Origin of the sequence: Serratia rubidaea, from assembly GCF_016026735.1 — a bacterium.
GTDB classification, from domain to species: Bacteria; Pseudomonadota; Gammaproteobacteria; order Enterobacterales; family Enterobacteriaceae; genus Serratia_B; species Serratia_B rubidaea.
The window spans coordinates 1,681,803-1,704,977 of record NZ_CP065640.1 but is presented as its reverse complement, the minus strand read 5'-3'; the positions used below and the strand labels follow the sequence as shown (position 1 = coordinate 1,704,977).

The following is a 23,175-nucleotide window of genomic DNA, read 5'->3' as shown; positions in this document are numbered from 1 at the left end:
CAAAAGCCTCTGGTTTAAGGTACTTGCTTATTATCCATCGAGCGGCGCATACGGCGTTTGATGCGCTTGATGTAGCGCGCAACGCGCCAGGCCCGCTTAATGCAATAACCGTAGAACAGAAATGCAAGCAAGAACAATGCCAACATAAACCATTCCGGGATAAATGTTAGCCATTCGCCCAGCACGCCAACCGCCGCCAGCAGTGCGGCAGCCAGGGTAATCAGCACAAACGCCTGACGCGGCGTAAAGCCGGCGCGCATAATCAGGTGGTGAATATGCTGCCGATCCGGTGAGAACGGACTCATCCCCTTGCGCAAACGGCGATACATAATGGCGATCATATCCATCAGCGGAATCGCGATAATCCACAGCGCGGTTACCGGGCGAATCGCCGCCGCCTGACCTTGTGAACCTTGCAGCAGCAACCAGATAGCGGTAAAGCCAATCAGCGTACTACCGGCATCGCCCATAAACACTTTATAACGGCGGCCAAGAATACCCAGGTTCAGCAAGATATAGGGAACGATGGCGGCAATCATGGCAAAACACCAGAACGCCAGCTCAGCATGCCCGCTGAAGTACAGCAGCACGCCCAACGCGCCGAACGACACGCAGGACAAACCGCCCAGCAGGCCGTCGATACCGTCCACCATGTTGAAGGCGTTAATCGCCGCCCATACCGCAAACAGCGTCAACAGATAACCGAACGGCCCCAGCTGCATTTCCCATCCGCCCAGGATATAGCCAAAGCTGTGCAGATACAGGCCGGCAAACACCATCATCACCACGCCAACCAGCGCCTGAACAAAGGCGCGGATTTTTACGCTGATGTCAAAACGGTCGTCCAGGGCGCCGACAAATACCAGCAGGCCGGCGCAGGCGAGATATAACTGACTGTGTGCAATCGTTTGGTCAGAGATCAGGAAGGCAAAACACAACCCGGCATAAACCGAAATCCCTCCGACCAACGGAATTAACCCTTGATGCCGTTTACGGTAATTAGGCTTATCAACCAAACCAACCCGCTTTGCCACCTTGCGGGCAACAAATAAAAACGCCAAGGAGAATAAAAAAACAAATAGAATTTCAGTACTCATGTGAGTAGTTCACTGTTAACAGATCTCTGAGAAGATAGGGCAGCTTAACACTGGATAAACCTAGCGCCAGATGTCATCGCTTCCTTTCAGTCATTTCCTATGACAAACGCGATTGAGTTTCATTACACGATTTGCCATTCCCCACTTTGGACCTCAAGCATCCCCCATGGACAAGGGTACAAATCCGATCAAACACGCCGCAGCCGAAAAAGTAAATTAAATTTCTATTTCTGCCGCGTATCCTATCTGCCAAAAGCAAAAAACGCCACGACTTGGCGTGGCGTTAGTTAAATTTTTTGCGTAATTATGAGCGCTTCATCATATCGAAGAACTCATCATTGGTTTTCGTCATCGCCAATTTATTAATGAGGAACTCCATCGCATCGATCTCCCCCATCGGGTGGATAATCTTGCGCAGGATCCACATTTTCTGCAGCTCTTCAGAGCTGGTGAGCAGCTCTTCCTTACGGGTACCGGAGCGGTTGTAATCGATAGCCGGGAAGACGCGTTTTTCCGCAATTTTACGTGACAGGTGCAGCTCCATGTTACCGGTGCCCTTGAACTCTTCGTAAATCACTTCATCCATCTTCGAACCGGTGTCTACCAGCGCGGTGGCGATAATGGTCAGGCTGCCGCCCTCTTCCACGTTACGCGCCGCGCCGAAGAAACGCTTCGGACGGTGCAGGGCATTGGCGTCCACACCACCGGTCAGCACCTTGCCAGAAGCCGGCACCACGGTGTTGTAGGCACGCGCCAGACGGGTGATGGAGTCAAGCAGGATAATCACGTCCTTCTTGTGCTCAACCAGACGTTTGGCTTTTTCAATCACCATTTCCGCAACCTGCACGTGGCGGGAAGCCGGCTCGTCGAAGGTGGAGGCGATCACTTCGCCCTTCACCAGACGCTGCATCTCGGTCACTTCTTCTGGACGCTCGTCGATCAGCAGCACCATCAGCACGCAGTCCGGATGGTTGTAGGCGATACTCTGGGCAATGTTCTGCAGCAGCATGGTCTTACCGGCTTTCGGCGGTGCGACAATCAGGCCGCGCTGGCCGCGACCGATCGGCGATGCCAGATCCAGTACGCGTGCGGTCAAATCTTCGGTGGAGCCGTTGCCGCGTTCCATACGCAGACGCGAGTTGGCATGCAGCGGCGTCAGGTTTTCGAACAGGATTTTGCTGCGGGCGTTTTCCGGTTTGTCGTAGTTGACTTCGTTAACCTTCAGCAGGGCAAAGTAACGTTCGCCTTCTTTTGGCGGACGAATCTTACCGGAAATGGTGTCACCTGTGCGGAGGTTAAAGCGGCGGATTTGGCTAGGGGATACGTAGATGTCGTCGGGGCCTGCGAGGTAGGAACTGTCTCCGGAGCGGAGGAAACCAAATCCATCCTGCAATATCTCCAGCACGCCGTCACCGAAAATATCTTCTCCGCTTTTCGCATGCTGCTTGAGAATGGAAAAGATAATGTCCTGCTTACGCATACGGGCCAGGTTTTCCAGCCCCATATTTTCGCCGAGTGTGATCAGGTCAGAAACCGGCGTGTTCTTTAATTCGGTAAGATTCATAGTGGTGGGTTCTTAAAATCGGGGTATGTCTCGAACTGTAACGTGAATAGTATGGCAGCGTGATGTTCCCGCATCGGGATTTTCGTGCCTGTTTACTGGACGTTCAATCACCGGGCCGCTGAGCCGTCGTGGTAAGAGATGGCTTACATTGGACGCGCGCGCTGGCGGTTTAGGATCGAAGGTGCCTTAAAACTGATTTTTGCAAAACCATTGATTGTCAACGCGCGGGCTGAGTCCAGGTATGAAGACGGCGCCGATGCTATGACACAGAGTAACGCTTTAGATTCAAACTCTTTAGACTTAAAACTTCGGGCAAGTTCTATATGCAGTGTGATTAAACTTAACACGCTTCTCGGCGGCCGTCTATAGGCGCCGCAAGCAAACTGCATCTTTAGTCGCAGGCGGGCCATGTTTACCCACATTGCCGCGCAGAGCCTGCCTGGCGAGCCGCGGCCATCGCCGCCGCACACCGGAAAAATTGGGCCGGCGCCGATGCGAAGAGCCGCAACCGAACGCCAGACCCGGGGCATCCCGCCCGGTTACAGATTAGCGGTCAGGAAATCTTTCAGCTGACCTTTGGACAGTGCGCCCACTTTGGTCGCCGCCACATTACCGTCCTTGAACAGCAACAGCGTTGGGATGCCGCGGATACCGTACTTAGGCGCGGTAGCCGGGTTCTCGTCGATGTTCAGTTTGCTGATAGTCAATTTGCCGTCGAACTCTTCGGCAATTTCATTAAGAATCGGAGCAATCATCTTGCACGGACCACACCACTCAGCCCAGAAGTCGACCAGGATTGGCCCTTCGGCATTCAGCACCTCTGCAGCGAAGCTGTCGTCAGTCAGGTGAATAATTTTATCGCTCATGTTCTACTCCACAGGATTATGTCTACCTTGTTGGTGTAGCATTAACCAACTCAAGGTGATTTTATTTCACCGCGTTTATTTCAACGGATGTGCTTTCGTAAAGCAATAGTTAGCTGATATTCTACCACACTATGAGCAAAACACACTTGACTGAACAGAAGTTTTCCGACTTCGCCCTGCACCCGTTAGTCCTTGAAGCCCTTGAGAAAAAAGGGTTTCACAACTGCACGCCTATCCAGGCGCTGGCATTACCGCTCGCGCTCTCCGGGCGTGACGTTGCAGGTCAGGCGCAAACCGGTACCGGAAAGACGTTGGCATTTCTGACGTCTACTTTTCACTATTTACTTACCCACCCGGCGAAACAGGATCGCCAGACCAACCAACCGCGCGCCTTGATCATGGCGCCTACGCGCGAGCTGGCGGTGCAGATCCACGCCGATGCGGAAATGCTGTCGCAGTCCACCGGGATGAAGCTGGGCCTGGCCTACGGCGGCGACGGTTATGACAAACAGCTGAAAGTGCTGGAAAAGGGCGTAGACATTCTGATCGGCACCACCGGCCGTCTGATCGACTACGCAAAACAAAACTATATCGACCTGAGCGCCATTCAGGTGGTGGTGCTGGATGAAGCCGATCGCATGTACGATCTGGGCTTTATCAAAGATATCCGCTGGCTGTTCCGCCGCATGCCGACGGCCGATCAGCGCCTCAACATGCTGTTCTCCGCTACCCTTTCCTACCGCGTACGCGAGCTGGCGTTCGAACAGATGAACAATGCCGAGTATGTGGAAGTCGAACCGGAACAGAAAACCGGCCACCGCATCAAAGAAGAGCTGTTCTACCCGTCTAACGAAGAGAAGATGCGCCTGCTGCAGACGCTGATCGAAGAAGAGTGGCCGGACCGCGCCATCGTCTTCGCCAACACCAAGCACCGCTGCGAGGACATCTGGGGCCACCTGGCCGCCGACGGCCACCGCGTCGGCCTGCTGACCGGCGACGTCGCCCAGAAAAAGCGCCTGCGCATTCTGGAAGACTTCACCAAAGGCAACCTGGACATTCTGGTGGCCACCGACGTGGCGGCGCGCGGTCTGCACATTCCTGCGGTGACCCACGTCTTCAACTACGATCTGCCTGACGACTGCGAGGACTACGTCCACCGCATCGGCCGTACCGGCCGCGCCGGCGCCAGCGGGCACTCCATCAGCCTGGCCTGTGAAGAGTACGCGCTTAACCTGCCGGCGATCGAAGCCTATACCGGCCACAGCATCCCGGTCAGCAAGTACAACAGCGATGCGCTGCTGGACGGTTTGCCGGCGCCGAAACGCCTGTCGCGCCCGCGCGGCGGCAATAACTCGCGCCGTAATTCATCGCAACGCCGCAGCGGCGGCGCGCCGCGCAACAACCGTAAACGTTCAGGCTGAGATAATCCCATGAATTTCACATTGCATCCCGACAGCCAAGGTTACCTTCCCGACACGCCGACGCCGCACGGCGACGGCCGGTTGACCGCCATGATGCGATGTGAAATTTCAGGGAGATAAATCATGCTCAGTTCCAGCACGCTGTATGCCGCCATCGATCTGGGGTCCAACAGTTTCCATATGTTGGTGGTGCGCGAAGTTGCCGGCAGTATTCAGACGCTGGCACGCATCAAGCGTAAAGTCCGGCTGGCGGCCGGGCTGGATCAGGACAATAACCTGTCGCACGACGCCATGCAGCGCGGCTGGCAATGCCTGCGGCTGTTTTCCGAACGCCTGCAGGATATCCCGCGCGAACAGATCCGCGTGGTGGCGACCGCCACGCTGCGCCTGGCGCAGAACGCCGATGAATTCCTGCATACCGCGCAGCAGATTTTGGGCTGCCCGGTACAGGTGATCAGCGGCGAAGAAGAGGCGCGCCTGATTTATCACGGCGTGGCGCACACCACCGGCGGCCCCGACCGGCGTCTGGTGGTCGATATCGGCGGCGGCAGCACCGAGCTGGTGACCGGCACCGGCGCCCAGGCCGCGCAGCTGTACAGCCTGTCGATGGGCTGCGTCACCTGGCTGGAGCGCTTTTTCAGCGACCGCAACCTCGGCCGCGACAACTTTGACCGCGCCGAACTGGCGGCGCGCGAAATGGTGCGGCCGATTGCGCCCGCCCTGCGCGAGCACGGCTGGCAGATCTGCGTCGGCGCCTCCGGCACCGTGCAGGCGCTGCAGGAAATCATGGTGGCGCAGGGCATGGACGAACGCATTACCCTGCCGAAGCTGCGCCAGCTCAAACAGCGCGCCATCCAGTGCGGCAAGCTGGAAGAGCTGGAAATTGAAGGCCTGACGCTGGAGCGCGCGCTGGTGTTCCCCAGCGGGCTGTCGATTCTGCTGGCGATCTTCCAGGAGCTGGGCATCGAGAGTATGACGCTGGCCGGCGGCGCACTGCGCGAAGGGCTGGTGTACGGCATGCTGCACCTGCCGGTGGAGCAGGATATCCGCCACCGCACGCTGCGCAATCTGCAGCGCCGCTATCTGCTGGATACTGAGCAGGCCTCCCGCGTCGCGCAGCTGGCCGTCAACTTTTCACAACAGGTGGCCAATGAGTGGCAGCTGGATAGCCGCAGCCGCGAACTGCTGCACGCCGCCTGCCTGATTCATGAAATCGGCCTGAGCGTCGACTTCAAACAGGCGCCGCAGCACGCCGCCTATCTGATTCGCCATCTGGCGCTGCCCGGTTTTACCCCGGCGCAGAAAAAGCTGCTGGCCGCCCTGCTGCAAAACCAGAGCAACACGCTCGATCTGACGCTGCTCAGCCAGCAAAACGCCGTGCCGCCGCGCATCGCCCAGCATTTATGCCGTCTGCTGCGGCTGGCGATCATCTTCGCCAGCCGCCGCCGCGACGACACGCTGCCGGCGGTCAGGCTGCGCGCCCACCAGAACGACGATGCGCTGCGCGTGATTGTGCCGCACGGCTGGCTGGAACAGCATCCGCTGCGCGGCGAAGAGCTGGAGCAGGAGAGCCACTGGCAAAGCTACGTCCACTGGCCGCTGATGCTGGAAGAGCAGGCATAACCCAACGCGGGTTCGCCCGGCCGAACCCGTTTTTTCCCCGCGACTCAGCCGCCGCCCTTGGCCTTCGCCAGCATGGCGCGAATATTGGCGACGTTGCTCTGCCCCTTCTGCATCCGCTCCTGCGGGCTAATCACCTTCCGCTCCGTTTCCCACGCCAAATCGTCCTGCGGCAGCTCCAGCAGGAAGCGGCTCGGCTCCGGTCGCACCAACTCGCCGTACTGCCGGCGTTCGCGGCAAAGGGTGAAAATCAGCTCTTTTTGGGCGCGGGTTATCCCCACATAGGCCAGACGTCGCTCTTCTTCGACATTATCTTCATCAATACTGCTCTGATGCGGCAGCAAACCCTCCTCCATCCCCACCAGGAACACATAGGGGAACTCCAGCCCCTTGGAGGCGTGCAGCGTCATCAGCTGCACCTGGTCCAGCTCTTCCTCGCTTTCGCCGCGCTCCATCATGTCGCGCAGCGTAAAGCGGGTCACCACCTGCGTCAGCGTCATCGGCTCTTCCAGATCGCTGCCTTCCAGCATTTCCGTCATCCAGCCGAACAGCGTATTGACGTTTTTCATGCGCATTTCCGCCGCCTTCGGGCTGGCGGAGGTTTCAAACAGCCAGCTCTCGTAGTCGACGCCGCGAATCAGATCGCGCACCGCCGCCACCGGCTCGCGCTCGGCCTGCTGGGCGATGCCGTCCATCCAGTGGGTAAAGCGCTGCAGCGACTCCAGGCCGCGGCCTGTCAGGTGCTGGCTCAACCCCACGTCGAAGCTGGCGGCAAACAGGCTCTTATTGCGCAGGTTGGCCCACTCGCCCAGCTTCTGCAGCGTCGCCGGGCCGATTTCCCGCTTCGGCGTATTGACGATGCGCAGAAACGCGCTGTCGTCGTCCTGATTGGTCAGCACCCGCAGGTAGGCCAGCAGATCCTTGATTTCCGGCCGGGAGAAGAACGACGTACCGCCGGAAATCTTGTACGGGATGCGGTTCTGCATCAGCATTTTTTCAAACACCCGCGACTGGTGGTTGCCGCGGTATAAAATGGCGTAATCGCCGTAGTTGGTCTTTTTCACAAAGTGGTGGGCGATCAGTTCGCCGACCACCCGTTCAGCCTCGTGGTCTTCATTATTGGCGGTCACCACTTTCAGCTCTTCACCGTAACCCAGCTCGGAAAACAGCCGTTTTTCAAACACGTGCGGGTTATTGGCGATCAAGATATTGGCTGCCTTCAGAATGCGCTCGCTGGAGCGGTAGTTCTGCTCCAGCTTGATCACCTGCAGCGCCGGGAAGTCCTCTTTCAGCAGCACCAGGTTCTGCGGCCGCGCGCCGCGCCAGGAGTAGATCGACTGGTCATCGTCGCCCACCACGGTAAAGCGGGCGCGGTTGCCCACCAGCAGCTTCACCAGCTCATACTGGCTGGTGTTGGTGTCCTGATACTCATCCACCAGCAGATAGCGCAGGCGGTTTTGCCAGCGCTCGCGCACCTCTTCGTTACGCTGCAGCAGCAGCGTCGGCAGCAGGATCAAATCGTCGAAATCCAGCACGTTGCAGGCGCGCATATGCGCATGGTACAGGCCGTAACAGTGAGCAAACAGCTTGTCGCGCTCGGAGCGCGCCAGCTCGGCCGCACGCTGCGGGTCGACCAGATCGTTCTTCCAGTTGGAAATGGTGGAGATCAGCTGCGCCACCAGCGTCTTGTCATTTTCCAGCCATTTTTCCGTCAGCTCTTTCAGCAGCGCCAGCTGGTCCTGGTCGTCAAACAGCGAGAAGTTGGACTTCATCTCCAGCGCTTTATATTCACGCTTGATGATCTCCAGCCCCAGCGTGTGGAAGGTCGAAATCATCAGGCCGCGCGCCTCTTTCCGCCCCAGCGTCTGCGAGACGCGCTCTTTCATCTCGCGCGCCGCCTTGTTGGTAAAGGTCACCGCGGCGATATGCCGCGCCTGATAGCCGCAATGGTGGATCAGGTGGGCGATTTTATTGGTGATGACGCGCGTCTTGCCCGAGCCGGCGCCGGCCAGAACCAGGCAGGGACCGGTAACGAATTCAACGGCTTGTTGTTGGCTGGGGTTTAATCGCATGGGGCTTTCTGGCTCGACAATCTTAACGTGGGACAGGCAGTGTAGCAGAAAGCGCCGGCAAGATTGATAGCCGTCGCGTCAATGCCGCCCTGTCCGGACAAAACGGGTATAATGCGCCCTCCACAGTAAGCACACAGGGTAATACCATGGCGAAGAGCGCATGCGCACTGCATATTTTGGTTGATAACGAGAAGCTGGCCAATGAGCTGCTGGCCAAACTCAAGCGCGGCGTCAGCTTCGACACGCTGGCGCGCAAATATTCGACCTGCCCGTCGAAACGCAACGGCGGCTCACTGGGCGAATTCAACAAGGGCACGATGGTGCCGGCGTTTGATAAAGCGGTGTTCAGCATTCCGCTGCTCAAGCCGTACGGGCCGGTGAAGACCCAATTCGGCTACCACATTATCAAGGTGCTGTACCGCAACTGACCGGCGGCGCCCGCAGCGAGGGCGCCGCCCGTGCGTTACTGCGCGCTGCCGTCCGGCGTCGCCGCATCGCCTTCCGGCTTCGGCGCGTCGCTCACCACCGCCGGCGCCGGACTCATAATGCCGTCATAGACGTCCTGCAGCTGCTTCATGTTGGTTTCCGCTTCGCCTTTCGGCTGCTGCAGCACCAGCGTGGCGTCCTGCGACAGCTGCAGTTTCAGCGCCTGATGCAACGACTCCGGCGTCAGCGACGCCAGGAACGCCTGACGCAGCTTCTGGTACATCTCCGGCGAGATATCCACCACGCCGCTCTGCTGCGAACGCAGACGCTGGCTCATCAGCACGTCGGTGTCGGTACGGGCGTAGGTGGCGAACAGCTTGCTCAGCTGATCGTGCTTCTGCGCCAGTAAATCATCAAACTCCTGCTGGCTCAGCCCGTTATCGCGCACCGCGGCCATCTCCGTCGCCACAAACTCCAGCGCGGACTTCAGGTTGGCGTTGCCGGTGTTGAGATGAATGGCGCACTGCGAACGCTGATACTGCACCCGGCAGTCAAAGCCCAGTTGCGCATCCTTCTGCGGGCTCTTTTCCAGCGCGCGCTGCAGATGCCAGAACAGCGCTTCACGCGCCAGATCGCTGCGCCAGTAGCGGCTCAGCTGCTGCGAGTCGCGAATCGGCTGCCACGGCGTGTCCCACATAATGGACAGCATATCCTGCTGAATCGCCTCATTCATCAGGCTGACCGGCTGCGGCGCCAGCGGCGCCAGGGTCGGCATGGTGGCCGGCGTTTCCCGCTTGCCGCTCAGCGGCGAGAAGGTTTTGTTAATTTGCTCGCTCAGGCTGCGGCTGTCTACCCGGCCGACCACGTACAGGGTCATCATGTCCGGGGTGTACCACTGCCGGTAGAAATCCTTCAGCTGTTCCAGGTTGACCGGCCGCTTCACCGCCTGGCCGGGGTCGTGCGCCAGCAGGGTGGAGCCTTTCAGCCGGTAACGCCACCAGGCGTCCTGCGTATTGGCCGGGAACAGGCCGATCGGATCGGTGCCGGCATTGACCACCTGATGCACCGTCTGCTCGTCGATCGGCAGCTTGCCGCCGGTTTCCGCCAGCCAGCTCAGCGCCTCTTTCAGCAGATCCGGACGGTTATTCGGTAAGCTCAGGTTATAGAGGGTGAAATCATACGAACTGATCGCCGGCGGCAACGGCCGCTCGTCATCCACGCTCTGCTGCCACAGCGAACGCAGTTGCGGCGAGCTTTCGGTCCTCGCCATCGCCAGGCGCGGCAGCAGGTGGGCAAAGCCGATCTGCTGGGCAGATTCGACCAACGAGCCGGTATTCACCAGCAGCCGCAGTTCGATGCGGTCGCTCGGCCGCTGCGGCGTATCCAGCACCTGCCAGGAAAACCCGTTATCCAGTTTTCCCTGCTGCCAGGCGGGATCGGGTTGCAGCGCCTCAGCCTGCACGCCGCCGGCGGCCGCCAACAACAACCCCCCCACAAGAAGATGAATTCTGGTGCCCTGCATGTGAACCCCTACTTAATGGCTATCCAATTTATATTTGATACACGTATTCCATTCACTGGAATCATAAAAGCACGCCCTGAGTTTCACAGTGGGGCGGAAAGTAGAAGAAAGTGTACCATTGTGTTCGACCGCGCGCCTTGCTCGATGTTACCCAATGCGGCGAAAAATAGTCGTTGGCGAGGTGTTACCGGCGGGGAAAGGTGGAAAAACGCCATCGGCTGCCGCGGCAGCCGATGGTTTTACTGCAAAGCGCCCGTTACGCCGAGCGCTGGCTCTCGTCCGCCGCGCCGGCGGGACGTCTGTTATTCAGCGTATCTCTCAGCTGCTGTCTGTCCAGTTGGTTGCACCATTTGGCCACCACCACCGTCGCCACGCCGTTGCCCACCAGATTGGTCAGCGCGCGCGCTTCCGACATAAAGCGGTCGATGCCCAGAATCAGCGCCAGTCCGGCCACCGGCAGGTGCCCCACGGCGGACAGGGTGGCCGCCAGTACGATAAAGCCGCTGCCGGTCACCCCGGCCGCCCCTTTCGAGGAGAGCAGCAGCACCACCAGCAGCGTAATCTGGTGCATGATATCCATATGGGCGTTGGTGGCCTGGGCGATAAACACCGCCGCCATGGTCAGATAAATCGAGGTGCCGTCCAGGTTGAAGGAGTAGCCGGTCGGGATCACCAGCCCCACCACCGATTTTTTGCAGCCCAGACGCTCCATCTTGTCCAGCATGCGCGGCAGCGCAGATTCGGACGACGAGGTGCCCAGCACAATCAGCAGTTCCTCTTTGATGTAGTTAACAAACTTAAAGATGCTGAAGCCGTTGGCGCGGGCAATCGTCCCCAGCACCACCACCACGAACAGAATACAGGTGAGGTAGAAGCACAGAATCAGCTGCCCCAGCTGCACCAGCGTGCCCACGCCGTATTTGCCGATGGTGAAGGCCATCGCGCCGAACGCGCCCAGCGGCGCCAGACGCATAATCATATTGATGATGCCGAAAATCACGTTGGAGAAGCTTTCGATCACATTAAAGATCAGCTGCCCCTTTTCGCCCAGGCGGTGCAGCGCAAAGCCGAACAGCACCGCAAACAGCAGCACCTGCAGGATATTGCCGCTGGCGAAGGCGCCGATCACGCTGCCGGGAATAATATCCAGCAGGAACGGAATAATCCCCTGCTGCGAAGCCTGTTCGGCATAGACCGCCACGGCTTTGGCATCCAGCGAGGCCGGGTCGACGTTCATGCCCGCCCCCGGCTGCACCACGTTCACCACCACCAGGCCGATAATCAGCGCGATGGTGCTGACGATCTCAAAGTACAGCAGCGCAATGGCGCCGGTACGGCCGACGGCCTTCATGCTTTCCATGCCCGCGATGCCGGTCACCACGGTACAGAAGATCACCGGCGCGATAATCATTTTGATTAACTTAACAAATCCATCGCCCAGAGGTTTCATCTGGGCGCCGAGGTCAGGGTAGAAATGGCCGAGCAGCACGCCCAGCGTAATTGCCATAAGCACCTGGAAATAAAGGCTCTTAAAGATATTTTTTTTCATATGAACATCCTTTGAAGGGGACGCGGACAGGCGGTTATCGGTACTTTTCATGCCTGCTCAACGCCTGCGCGAAAATAACACCCGACTAACAGGATGGAAACAATTTGCTCAGATCTCGCCTATTGTTGATATGAATTTAAGAGCTGAAACGGTACAGCAAAAATGCAACGAAAAAACAGCGTAAAACCTGCTTTACGCGCGCTTTTTACAGAAGATTATATTGGGGATGGGCGTCCGGCCACGCGGGCCGGCACGCAGAGCTAGGCAGCCTGCCGGCGGCAATAACGCCGCCGACAGCAGGGGGTCAGCGCCAGATAAACCAGGCGAACAGCGACACCACCAACACGCAGAGAATGTTCAGCCAGAACCCGACCTTGACCATCTCGCTCTGGCGAATCTCGCCGGTGCCGTAAACAATGGCGTTCGGCGGCGTCGCCACCGGCAGCATAAAGGCGCAGGAGGCGCCGATGCCGATCACAATGGTCAGCAGCGCTGGCGGCATGCCCAGGGCCTCCGCCACCGTGGCGAACACCGGCACCAGCAGCGCGGCGCTGGCGGTATTGCTGGTAAACTCGGTGAGGAAAATAATGAACGCCGCCACCGCCAGAATAATCACAAACCAGTGGCTGGCGCCGAACAGCGACGCCATGCCCTCGGCCATCACCGCGCTGGCGCCGGAGTCTTTCAGGATCACGCTCAGCGTCAGGCCGCCGCCGAACAGCATCAGCACGCCCCATTCGGTGTTCTGCTGAATCTGCGCCCAGCTGGCCACGCCGCTGATGCCGATCAGCACCGCCGCGCCTACCGCCACCAGCGTATCGAACTGCTTCACGCCGCCGAGCAGCGCGCTGATCTGGCTGCTGAGGATCCAGCAGAACACCGTCAGCAGGAAAATGCCCAGCGTGATCCAGCGCGGCCGCGTCCACGGGAAGTTTTCCAGCTCAATGTTGAACCGGTGCTTCAGGTTCGGCCGCATCATCAGGTACAGCGTGCCGACCATCAGCGGCATCAGCACGATCATCACCGGCACGCCGAACTTCATCCAGCCGATGAAGTCCAGCCCCAGCTGCGCCGCGGCAATGGCGTTCGGCGGGCTGCCGACCATGGTGCCCAGGCCGCCGATGCTGGCGCTGTAGGCGATGCCCAGCAGCAGGAAGACGTAGGTATTGTGATCGCGTTCGCGGTCGAGGTTGCTCAAAATCCCCATCGCCAGCGGCAGCATCATCGCCGCCGTCGCGGTATTGCTGATCCACATCGACAGCACCGCCGTCGCGCCGAACAGCATCAGCGCCGCCAGCAGCATTTTGCCGCCGGCCAGCAGCAGCAGCCGGTTGGCGATCAGCCGGTCCAGCTTCTGGATATGCAGCGCCGTCGCCAGCGCAAAACCGCCGAAGAACAAGAAGATGGTCGGGTTGGCGAACGACGCCAGCGCCTTATCGACGTTCATCATGCCGAGCGCCACCGCCATCACCGGCACCAGCAGCGCCGTCACGGTGACGTGAATCGCCTCGGTCAGCCAGAGAATACCGATAAACGCCAGCAGCGCCAGGCCGGTATTTTCCTTCGGGGAGAAAGGCAGCGTGTAGAGCAAAACCGCAAACAGCACGCAGTCGGCGGCGAGGATCAGCAGCCCGCGGCGCGTCGCCGGCGAAGAGGTAGACGGAGTCAGAGGAGTATCAGCCATGAATTTCGCATCCCTTGGTCATCAAATGTGGCAGGTTGTAACAAGATGTGCCAACCAAGACGCCAGCATAAGGGTTGTTTACGGCCTTGTTGAGAAAAAGTTTCTATTTATGCGAGCAGTAACACACCGATAACCGCCAACGGGCGCAATAGCGGCCTATTTGTCGTCATCTGCGATAAAGCGGCGCTCAAATTCGTCGCGCGGCAGCGGCGCTGAGAACAGGAAGCCCTGACCGTGCTCAATGCCGTGTTGCAGCAGCCAGTCGCGCTGCGCCGCGGTCTCCACCCCTTCCGCCAGCACCGGCAGCTGCAGCACCTGCGAAATCTGGCCGATGATGCGCGCCATCGCGTCATCCGCCGGCAGGCTGCTGATAAAGCTTTTGTCGATTTTGATCTGATCGACCGGCAGGCTCTTCAAGCGGTTGAGGTAGTGCAGGTTGGAATAACCCATGCCGAAATCATCCAGCGCGATGGACAGCCCCAGCTCATGCAGCTCGCGCAGCTTCGCCAGCAGGTGGTCAAAATCGTCGATACGCACCGTCTCGGTGATTTCCAGCTGCAGCTGACGCGGGTCGATTTGATGCTGCGCCAGCAGCTGTTTCAGGTGGGGAATAAATCCGGCGTCGCGCATCTGCAGCGGCGAGATATTCACCGCCAGCGGCAGGCGGATGCCCCGCGCCCGCCAGTCGGCCACGATGCGGCAGGCCTCTTCCAGCACCCAGTTGCCCAGCGGCACCATCACCCCCAGCTCCTCCGCCAGCGGAATGACATCCGCCGGCAGGCTGAAGCTGCCGTCATACTGCTGCCAGCGCAGCAGGGCCTCCGCGCCGATCGGCGCGTTGCTGCGCATCGCCATCTGCGGCTGCAGGAACAGGGCAAACTGGTTATGTTCGATGCCGTGCAGAATTTCGCTTTCCTGCGTCAGGCGTTTTTGCGTGCGCTCCGTCAGCCGCGGCTCAAAGAACAGGATGCGGTTCTTGCCGTCGCGGTGGGCCGACATCATCGCCGACATGGCGCTGCGCAGCAGCTGCTCGGCGTTTTCGCCCGGCTGGAGATAATGGGCGATGCCGATGCTGGCGCTCGGCCGCAGCGACAGCGACTCGACCTCCAGCGGCGCGTTGATCTGCCGCATGATGCGCTGCGCCAACTGCATGGCGTGAAACGGCCGTTCAACGCCCTTCGCCAGAATGGCGAACTCGGCATTGCTCAGCTGCGCCAGCAGCGAATCCTTATCCAGGCACTGACGCAGCTTTTCCGTCAGCGCCAGCAGCAGGCTTTCCCGCTGCCGCAGCGACAGGATGCCGGTCGCCTCATGCAGCGTTTCAATACCGATCACCAGCAGGTTAAAGCGCTGGGGACGCAGGCCCGAGGCGATGTGCTGCTCCAGCAGGGCGGTCAGCAGCACCTGATTCGGCAGCCCTGTGACCGAGTTGCGCGTGCTGAGGCGGCTCATATCCGCATACGCTCGCGCCAGCCGCTGCTGATTGCGGTTGTAGTTGCGCACCAGCAGACCCAGTTCGTCATCCTGATGCAGCGTCGGCAGCATCAGCTGGTGATACGGCGCATCCTCTTCAGAGATATTTTCCAGCTCTTTCGCCATCGCCCGCAGCGGGTAGACCATCAGCCGGTTCATGCACCAGGTAATGGCGACCGACAGGATCAGCGCCAGCAGCAGATAGGTCGACAGCATGGTCGACAGCGCGCTGAGGATAAATTTGTACATGCGGTAGGAGTCGGCCTGCAGCACCAGATAGGCCAGCGGCTGCGGGTTGGCCGGCACCCGCTCCAGCGAATAGAGCGGCACCGAGATGCGCACCGGCAGGTCGAACAGCCGCGCGATCGCCGCCGGCACCGGACGCTCCGGCGGGAAGTTGGCGTGCAGCGCCTGCAGCTCATTCGGCAGGACGATATCCGCCTGCGTCAGGATGCCGACCGGCAGCAGCGAGTTCAGCACGCGCTTGCTTTCCTGCATATCCATGCGCAGCACCGCGTCCGCCAAAGGCTGACGCACCGAATGGGCGATATTCTCCAGTTGCTGGGCGTAGTCATCCCTGCGCTGATGCACAAAATGGAATAACTGAATCACGATAAAAATACAGATCGTCACCAGCGCCACGCCGGACACCGTTGCCATCTGCTTAATCGTTAATGAACGCCTGACGCGCAAATCTGCTCTCCGTTAATCGGACTGAAAGAATAATCAGGGACGAGAGTCACGCCACGCCCTTTTGAACCGGTTCGAGTATACGCGATCGCTGCGTGTTTTTATCTTGCCATTGTTATGGAAGAACTTAGAAATACGCGGGTTTCAGTCTTTTCCTAACCTGCACACAGGGTAGCAAAACTCCCCTGCGGGCGACACTCTGAATCTTTCTGATTCTTTCCGGCTCCGGACGGAGATTGAGAAAGGGCCGGCGCGGCGTTTAGCCAGCGGTAACGCCGCGCGGCCGGCCGCGCTACTTGAAGTCGGCGTACGGCGTTAACGGCTGCGGCGGCAGATCCAGATCGCCCTGCCAGCCGCCCAGCGAATAGCGCAGATAAAGCAGCGCATGGCTTGGCGTATAGTCCTTCGCCTGCTGAATATCCACGCCGGCGCCGAGCGTCCAGTGCGACGTCAGGCGGCGCTCGACGATGGCGCGCAGCGTATAGCCCACGCCGGTGGAGGAGCTGCCGCTTTCGATGGCCTGCTTGTCCGGCAGCGAGTCCGGGATCAGCCCCTGCAGCGGGTAGCGCCGCTGGCTGTCGGTTTTCGAGTGGGACAGCGATACCGAGCCGCCCACCTCAAACGACCAGTTTTCGGTGCGCTGACGGTAGTTGACCGGCAGCGCCAGCGACATGTAGCGCTGCGGGCTATAATAGCCGCCCTGCCCCAGCGAATAACCGCTCAGATCCTTCTGGTAGTGCCACAGCATGGTATTGAGGCCGATCGTCGCCCGCCGGTTATCCTCGTTGATCAGCTTGTAGTAATAGCCGGCCATCAGGCGTTCGCGCTGGTTATCCGCCACGTTTTTGCCGGTCAGCTGATGGGCGCTGAGGTCGGCCCAGACGCCGTGCGCCTCGCCCCGGTCGTAGCTGGCGCTCAGGCTGACGCCGGTGGCGCGTACGCCGCCCCAGGTTTTGCCGGTATGCGGATCGCGGGTGCCGCCGAAGGCCAGCAGCGAGCTGGAGATCGGCCGCCGCGAGGCGCCGAGCGTCCAGCCGATATGCCGCCAGTCGCCGCTGTAGGCCAGGCCGCCGACCCAGTCGACCACCTCAAAGCCCATCGGCGTGGTGCCGATATCCGCCTGCCAGCGGTCGTTCTGCCAGCCCGCCGCCACGCTGGTGCCGCGGGTTTTCTGCCGCTCATCGCCGCTGCAGCCCACGTCGTGGCAGGTGCCGAAGGTTTCGTAGGATTTACCGTCGCGGGTGGAGAAGCGCCCGGCGCTCAGTTGGACGGTATCGGTGCGCAGGAAGGCGCGCCCGTCATACAGCGGCAGGTCCGCCTGCAGCATGGTGTCATGCGCCTGATAGTCGGACACGCCGCCGGTGCCGCTGGAGCCCCAGTAGTCGTGGTCCAGCGTCAGGTTCACGTCCTGCTGACGGTACAGATCCGCCGCGTCGGCGCGAATGCCGCGCCTGAGCCAGTCATCGCCCGGCGTATTGCGCGTCAGCAGGGTGTAATCGTCGTTACTCTGCGGCGCCGCCGGCGCGATGCCGCCGGCGACCATCGCCTGCTGATAATCCTGCCGCGCCAGCCCTGGCTGCCGCTGTTCGCGCTCCAACCGGGCCGCGTCGCGGTAGATCAGCGCCTTGCCCTGGCCGTTTTCTTCCTGCGCCGCCGCCGTCTTCAGCCGGCTGAAAATCTCGCCCGCCTTCTGCCGTTCGCCCACCGCGCGCCAGGCGTTGGCCTCGCGCCGCCGGCTGTTGAGCGAAGCATCCTGCTCCGGCGCGGCGTCTTGCAGCCGCTGACGCGCCGCCGGCAGATCGCCCTGCGCCACATAGGCTTCAATCTCGCCCAGCCGCGCGTCCGGGTTATGCGGTTCGCGCGCCCGCACGCGCCGGTAGTCCGCCAGCGCGCTCTGGTAGTCGCCGTTCGCCAGCGCCCAGTCCGCCAGCGTCAGATCGATCCGCGTCGCCGCCGGCTGCCGCTTCAGGTAGGCGACCGCCGCCGCCTCATCGCCGCCGCTGCGCAGCTGTTCGGCATGGTCCAGCGTCGCCTGCAGCCGCAGCCGCTGCGCCAGCTGGCGGATATCGTCGTTCCAGCGCGCCCTGGGCAGCGTATCCAGCTGCGCCAGCGCCTGCCGGTCGCGATCGCTGGCGGAGAGGTACAGGCCGTAGGCGTACGCCTGCTGCGGGTTATCGGGCTGGCGCTGCGCCAGCGTGCGGAACAGGGCGTCGGCCTGCTGCGGCTGCCCGGCCTGACGCAGCGCCTGCGCATAGCGGTAGGTCAGCCAGACGTCGTCCGGATCCTGCTGCTGCGCCTGACGGTATTTCTCCGCCGCCTGATGCCACTGCTGCCGCTGCGCCAGCGCCTCGGCCTCCTGTTTCAGCATATCGAGCCGCAGGCGATCGAGCGTGCCACGCATTTGCTGCTGCTGCGCGCGCGGCAGGCCGTTGAGATAGGCCAGCGCCTTCTGCGGCGACTGGCGCTGGTAGATATTCGCCAGCCCGCGCACCGCGCTGCCGCTGCTGCGGTCGAGGCGCAGCGCCTGCTGGTAATAGCGCTCCGCCGCCGCATCGTCGTTGCGCGCCACCGCCACGTCGGCGAGGCCGATCAGCGCATCGCTGTCGTCGGCGTCGATCTGCCGCGCCCGCTGATACTGCTGCTGCGCCCGCGTCAGATTGCCCGCCTTCAGCGCCCGGTCGCCTTCGGCAATCGCCAGCCAGTAGCTGTTGGTTTTAATCAGACTCTGCCATTTGCCGCCGTCATAGCCGCTCTTGTCGGCCTGCTGCGCCTGACGAAACAGCGCGATGGCCTGTGCGCGGTTGCCGGCGCGCGCATAGGCCAGCCCCAGCGCTCCCAGCACTTCCGGGTCGTCCGGCGCGGCGGCCAGCGCCTTTTTCAGTTCCGGGATCGCGGCGCGGCCGCCGCCCTTACCCACCTGCGCCAGTCCGCGCGCCCGCGCCTGATAGGCCGGATCCGCCAGCAGCGTCTGCTGCCGCGCCAGCTCCTGACGGGCGCTGTCGGCCTGCTCGCCGCTGGTGAACACGCCGAGAAAACGGTTCAGCGCCGCCACGCTGTCACTGCTGACCGGCATCGCCTTCACCTTATCCAGCCACAGGTCGGCGGCTTCGCCACGTCCGGCGCTGTCCGCCGCCACCCGCTGCAGCTGCGCATAGGCCTGCGCGTCCTTGTCCTGGCTGAACAGCATGCGCGCCAGCGCCATACGCAGCGGCACGCTGCCGGGATACTGCTTATCCAGCGCCTGCAGCTTGCTCGTCGCCGCCGGCTCCTGTCCCGGCAGCCGGGCCACCAGCCGCCAGTATTCGATCGCCAGATCGAGCGTCGGCGGCTCGCCCTTGAACAGCGCGTCGTAGGCCGCCTTCGCCTCCGGCAGCCGTCCCGCGGTCGCCATCAGCCGCGCCTGCTGCAGCTGCTGCCGCGTTTCCGGCTGGGTCAGCAGCATATTCATCTGCGCCTGTCGGTAGGCGCTCGACTGCGGCGCGACGCCCTTCAATTTTTCCAGCTGCTGCTGCGCCAGCACTTGATTGCCCTGACGCAGCGCCAGACGCATGCGCGCGGCAATCACCTCGGGGTTATTCGGGTCCATCAGCTCCAGCCGGTGCAGCGACTGGCGCACCAGCTCATCTTTATGGCTGGCTTCACCAACCCGCACCTGCTCCAGCAGCCACTGTTCAGGCGGTACGGCGTCCGCCCCCAGCGCCGGCGGCAGCAGGGCCAGACTCAGGGGAAACAGCCCCAGCCAATTTATTCTGAAGTTGCGCATTGGCGATCCCAGGAAGGTTGCAGTTCACCCTGACGGTTAAAACGGTAACGTTGTTCATCCCAGCCCTGGCCGAACAGCGTCAGCGACGCGCTGAAGTAGGCGTCGTTGCCCGGCGGGTGGTCGATAATTTTCTGTCGCTGCGCCGCCAGCGCCTCAGGCTGGTGCGCCAGCAGCGGCAGCAGGGCGGCGGAAAAGCCCACCGGGCCGTTGCCGCTGGTTTTACCGCTGGCGGTATCGGTTTTTTCCGGCGGCACGCCCTGCTGCGCGGTCAGCTGCGCCATCGGCTGGAAACGCCGCACCAGCGCAGCTTTGTGCGCATCGTCATCCGCCAGCATGCCCGCCCACAGATAGACGCGGATGGCGTCATAGCTGCCGACGTTCGGCTTGGCCGCGTCGGCCCGCCATCCCTGCGTCTTGCGCCATACCACCCAGTCCGGCGAGAAGCCGTGCGGCGCGGTCTCCAGCCACAGCCGCTGATTCGACTGCTGCATCGCCCGCCACGGCCCGCGCAGCGCGGCAAAGCGCGCCAGCAGCTGCGGCGGCAGGTAGCTCGGGTTGAGCCGCCAGCCGTCGTCCTTCACAAAGCCGACCTTGCCGGGCAGCAGCATCGGCCCCAGCCCGGGGATATCCGCCACTTCTTCGCGCGCAATGCGCTGTAGCAGCAGGGTGCCCAGCGTTTGGTAGCGGCGGCTGTCCCACAGGCGGCCGGCTTCCAGCAGGCTGTAGGCGATCCACAGATCGGAATCGGACGCCGAATTATCATCCAGCACCGTCCACTGCTTGTTCTCATTTTCCCCCCACAGCCAGGCCGGCAGGCGGGCGCTGAGATCGCCCTGCGCCAGATTGTCTTCGGTCCAGCTCAGCAGTCGGTCAAAGGCCGGACGATCGCCGGCCACCAGCGCGAAGAACAGGCCGTAGCTCTGCCCTTCCGAGGTGGTGATGCGGTTGGGCGTGCTCGGGTCGATCACCCGGCCGCCCGCGCTGATGTAGTCCTGCTTATAGCGCTGCCAGGCCGGCCAGTCGCAGCCGGCCGCCGCGCCGAACGCGCACAGCAGCAGCAGGCTCAGGGAGTATTTCAACAGCACGCCCACGGCGTTAATCCCGATCTTCCGGCGACAGTCGGCGACGGCTGTAGGCCTTCAGGGCGCGCCACAGCATCAGCGCCAGGATCACCACCACCACCACCGCCAGCACCGCCAGCAGCACCGGATGGGTCGACAGCGCATGCCAGACGCGCTCCCACCACGGCAGATGGCCGACGTAATAGATATCGCCCACCCGCAGGCTGTTGACGCCGGATTCGCGGATCACCGCCACCGAGCCGAACACCGCGGCGCGCTTGCCGCTGTCCAGCAGCGCATTGTTCAGCAGCTCATAGCCGCGCGGGCTGTCGGCCAGCAGCGCCACCATGCTGCGCTGTTTGTCGAACGGCGACTGCACGCCGATAATCGCCGACATCGCCCCTTCCGAACGTATGCTGGTTTTGCTGTCGGCCTGCGTATCCTCCGCCTGCGCCTCCGTCACCGGCAGCGCCGGCTGGCGACGCGGCTGTTTCACCCAGCTCTGCGTCGCATCCACCAGCAGGCTGACTTTCTTATCGTCGCGCAGCTCCGGCGGGATGGCGCCGATCAGCAGCAGATCGCTGTCCGCCTGTTTGGCCTGCGACCAGTCGTCGCTCAGTTTAACCGCCAGCGCCGGATAGCCGGTCTGCGCGCCGATATTGCCCAGCGCGTTCAGCAGCGCGCTGACCTGCGCCGGCTGCTGCTGTTTGTTAACCAGCACCAGCGTCTGCGACAGATCCGCCAGGCGGCTGAACGGGAATGCGGCGTTGGCGAAGGCGCGCAGGTCCGGCATCGCCATAAAGTGGCGGTAGCCGGAGAAGTCGATGGTCGAACTGCCGTCGATCACCGCGTGGTTTTGCGTAAAGGAGTACGTCTCGCAGCGCCCTTCCGCGCCGCTGGCCAGCAGCGTGGTGTAATCGAAATCGAAGCGCAGCTGGTTGATCGCTCCCAGCCGCAGCGCCGGGATATTGATGTTCTTATCCGAATCGATCAGCCCCTGCGTCAGCGGCAGGCGCAGCAGCTGCGCGCCCTGCTCGCGCTCCGGCAGCAGCGAGTACGCCTGCATAAACTGGTTGTTCAGGCTGACGTTCAGCCGCGAGCCGTCCTGAATGCGCGGCGGGGTGTAGCGATATTTCAGGTGCATATCGATGCCGGTGCTGCGGATCAGATACAGGTCCGGCGGCAGGTTCATGGTCAGCGAAATCGGACCGGGCTGAATGCCGCTGGTCTGCAGCTGTTCGGCATACTGCTGCAGCTCGGTAAAGGTCATCGGCCGGTCGGTGCGCACCCAGTTCGGCGCGTCGTACGGCTGGCGCGGCTGCAGCTGCTCCACCTTCTCCACCAGCACGTTCTGGCCGCGGAACAGGATATTGCCCTGGGCGATGCCCTTCACCGCCGTCACCAGATCGTTGTCGTCGCGCCCCTGGATCAGCAGCAGCTTGACGTAGGGATTATCCGGGTGGCTGATCATCTCCACCGTCGGGCCTTTCACGTCCGGGTAGTCGCGCAGGAAGTCCGGCCGCCGGGTATTGGTGGCGAACACCACCGCATGGCGTTCCGGCAGCTGATTAAACAGCGTCGGGAAGGATTGTCCGCGCCACTGCGCCTTGCTGCCGAACCAGGAAGCGAGGATGCCGGCGGCGCGCTGCTGGGTGATATCCGGCTGGCCGGCGAACACCATCGGCAGCGTCAGCGGACGGTTGTCGCGGCTGTCGAAGAACGGTTCCGGAAAGTGCGACAGATCGTTTTTCAGCGGCAGCGTCTGATAGCGCAGCTTCAGCGAGCTGCCCTTGCCGATGTCAAGCCACAGCGCGGTGCTGGCCGGGTTCTCACAGATGTTCTGATAGTGGCCGACAAATACCAGCTTCACGCGGTTAAAATCGCTGATATAGCGCGGATCGATGGCCATCTGGACGCGATTGGGCTTGCCCATCTGCTCTTTGCCCAGGGTGGTGACGCCCATCAGTTCGTCGTTGAGATACACTTTGACGTGCGACTCCACCGGGATCAGCGCCGGCGACGGCGTAAACTCCAGGTCCAGCTGCGCCTGCGACACCACCTCGTCGCTGCGCACGCCGAACTCAATCTGTCCGTCCGGGCGGGTGCCGCGCAGGGTAAAGGCGCCCGGCGGCGGCGCAATCTGCGCGAACGGCAGCTGCACGTCGCGCACCGGCGCGTTCGGGTCCTGCGGCACGGCCGGGCTGAGCTGCGCATCGGCATTCGCCGCCGGCGGCGTCACGTCCGGGGCGGTGGCGGGTGCGGCCTGCGACAACGTACTGATGCCTAAGGCCAGCGCGGTTAACCAGGTAATTTTTCTCGTCATCGTATCATCATCAAAGTTAGCGCCGGCGCGGAAGCCCGCCGGCT

General features: G+C 61.6%; 14 protein-coding genes. 3 read left to right on the top strand and 11 right to left on the bottom strand.

Features of this window, described 5'->3' with window-relative positions:
- Positions 1 to 14: 14 nt before the first annotated feature.
- From wecA to trxA, 3 genes are all read right to left on the bottom strand, one after another.
- The gene (gene wecA / locus I6G83_RS07795) at positions 15 to 1,097 is read right to left on the bottom strand and encodes a UDP-N-acetylglucosamine--undecaprenyl-phosphate N-acetylglucosaminephosphotransferase (RefSeq protein WP_054306235.1); all 1,083 of its coding nucleotides are present in this window, start codon (positions 1,095 to 1,097) and stop codon (positions 15 to 17) included.
- Positions 1,098 to 1,401: 304 nt separating this feature from the next.
- A complete protein-coding gene (rho, locus tag I6G83_RS07790) occupies positions 1,402 to 2,661 on the bottom strand; it encodes a transcription termination factor Rho (protein WP_015344121.1) in 1,260 nt (419 codons plus the stop codon).
- Positions 2,662 to 3,200: 539 nt separating this feature from the next.
- Positions 3,201 to 3,527 carry a thioredoxin TrxA gene (gene trxA, locus I6G83_RS07785; RefSeq protein ID WP_015344120.1) on the bottom strand — a complete coding sequence of 109 codons (327 nt, stop codon included), beginning with the start codon at positions 3,525 to 3,527 and terminating at the stop codon, positions 3,201 to 3,203.
- 131 nt (positions 3,528 to 3,658) lie between these two features.
- Between trxA and rhlB the strand changes: the two genes are divergently transcribed.
- The gene (gene rhlB, locus I6G83_RS07780; protein ID WP_054306236.1) at positions 3,659 to 4,948 is read left to right on the top strand and encodes an ATP-dependent RNA helicase RhlB; all 1,290 of its coding nucleotides are present in this window, start codon (positions 3,659 to 3,661) and stop codon (positions 4,946 to 4,948) included.
- A 123-nt stretch (positions 4,949 to 5,071) separates the two neighbouring features.
- Positions 5,072 to 6,571 (top strand): exopolyphosphatase, encoded by a 1,500-nt coding sequence (gene ppx / locus I6G83_RS07775; protein WP_054306237.1) that lies wholly within the window; start codon positions 5,072 to 5,074, stop codon positions 6,569 to 6,571.
- A 44-nt stretch (positions 6,572 to 6,615) separates the two neighbouring features.
- On the opposite strand, the gene rep is transcribed toward ppx, so the two are convergent.
- On the bottom strand, positions 6,616 to 8,640 hold the full coding sequence (gene rep / locus I6G83_RS07770; protein ID WP_054306238.1) for a DNA helicase Rep: 2,025 nt from the start codon (positions 8,638 to 8,640) through the stop codon (positions 6,616 to 6,618).
- 146 nt (positions 8,641 to 8,786) lie between these two features.
- Here rep and ppiC point away from each other — a divergent pair, with 146 nt between their 5' ends.
- On the top strand, positions 8,787 to 9,068 hold the full coding sequence (gene ppiC, locus I6G83_RS07765; RefSeq protein ID WP_015344116.1) for a peptidylprolyl isomerase PpiC: 282 nt from the start codon (positions 8,787 to 8,789) through the stop codon (positions 9,066 to 9,068).
- A 35-nt stretch (positions 9,069 to 9,103) separates the two neighbouring features.
- Here ppiC and I6G83_RS07760 read toward each other — a convergent pair whose 3' ends face one another.
- The 7 genes from I6G83_RS07760 to bcsB form a co-directional block, all read right to left on the bottom strand.
- On the bottom strand, positions 9,104 to 10,588 hold the full coding sequence (locus tag I6G83_RS07760; protein ID WP_054306239.1) for a M16 family metallopeptidase: 1,485 nt from the start codon (positions 10,586 to 10,588) through the stop codon (positions 9,104 to 9,106).
- A gap of 256 nt (positions 10,589 to 10,844) precedes the next feature.
- Entirely contained in the window at positions 10,845 to 12,137 is a 1,293-nt protein-coding gene (locus tag I6G83_RS07755) for a dicarboxylate/amino acid:cation symporter (RefSeq protein ID WP_054307891.1), read from the bottom strand.
- A 304-nt stretch (positions 12,138 to 12,441) separates the two neighbouring features.
- The gene (locus I6G83_RS07750) at positions 12,442 to 13,821 is read right to left on the bottom strand and encodes an SLC13 family permease (RefSeq protein ID WP_015344113.1); all 1,380 of its coding nucleotides are present in this window, start codon (positions 13,819 to 13,821) and stop codon (positions 12,442 to 12,444) included.
- 156 nt (positions 13,822 to 13,977) lie between these two features.
- Positions 13,978 to 15,987, bottom strand: a complete 2,010-nt coding sequence (hmsP, locus tag I6G83_RS07745) for a biofilm formation regulator HmsP (protein ID WP_062779106.1) — start codon at positions 15,985 to 15,987, stop codon at positions 13,978 to 13,980.
- A gap of 289 nt (positions 15,988 to 16,276) precedes the next feature.
- Entirely contained in the window at positions 16,277 to 19,747 is a 3,471-nt protein-coding gene (gene bcsC, locus I6G83_RS07740) for a cellulose synthase complex outer membrane protein BcsC (RefSeq protein WP_054307937.1), read from the bottom strand.
- Positions 19,729 to 20,838 (bottom strand): cellulose synthase complex periplasmic endoglucanase BcsZ, encoded by a 1,110-nt coding sequence (gene bcsZ, locus I6G83_RS07735; RefSeq protein ID WP_371851009.1) that lies wholly within the window; start codon positions 20,836 to 20,838, stop codon positions 19,729 to 19,731. The genes bcsC and bcsZ overlap by 19 nt, the downstream gene beginning before the upstream one ends.
- A gap of 4 nt (positions 20,839 to 20,842) precedes the next feature.
- Positions 20,843 to 23,131, bottom strand: coding sequence for a cellulose biosynthesis cyclic di-GMP-binding regulatory protein BcsB (bcsB, locus tag I6G83_RS07730; protein ID WP_062779108.1), 2,289 nt, complete (start codon positions 23,129 to 23,131; stop codon positions 20,843 to 20,845).
- Positions 23,132 to 23,175 lie beyond the last annotated feature (44 nt).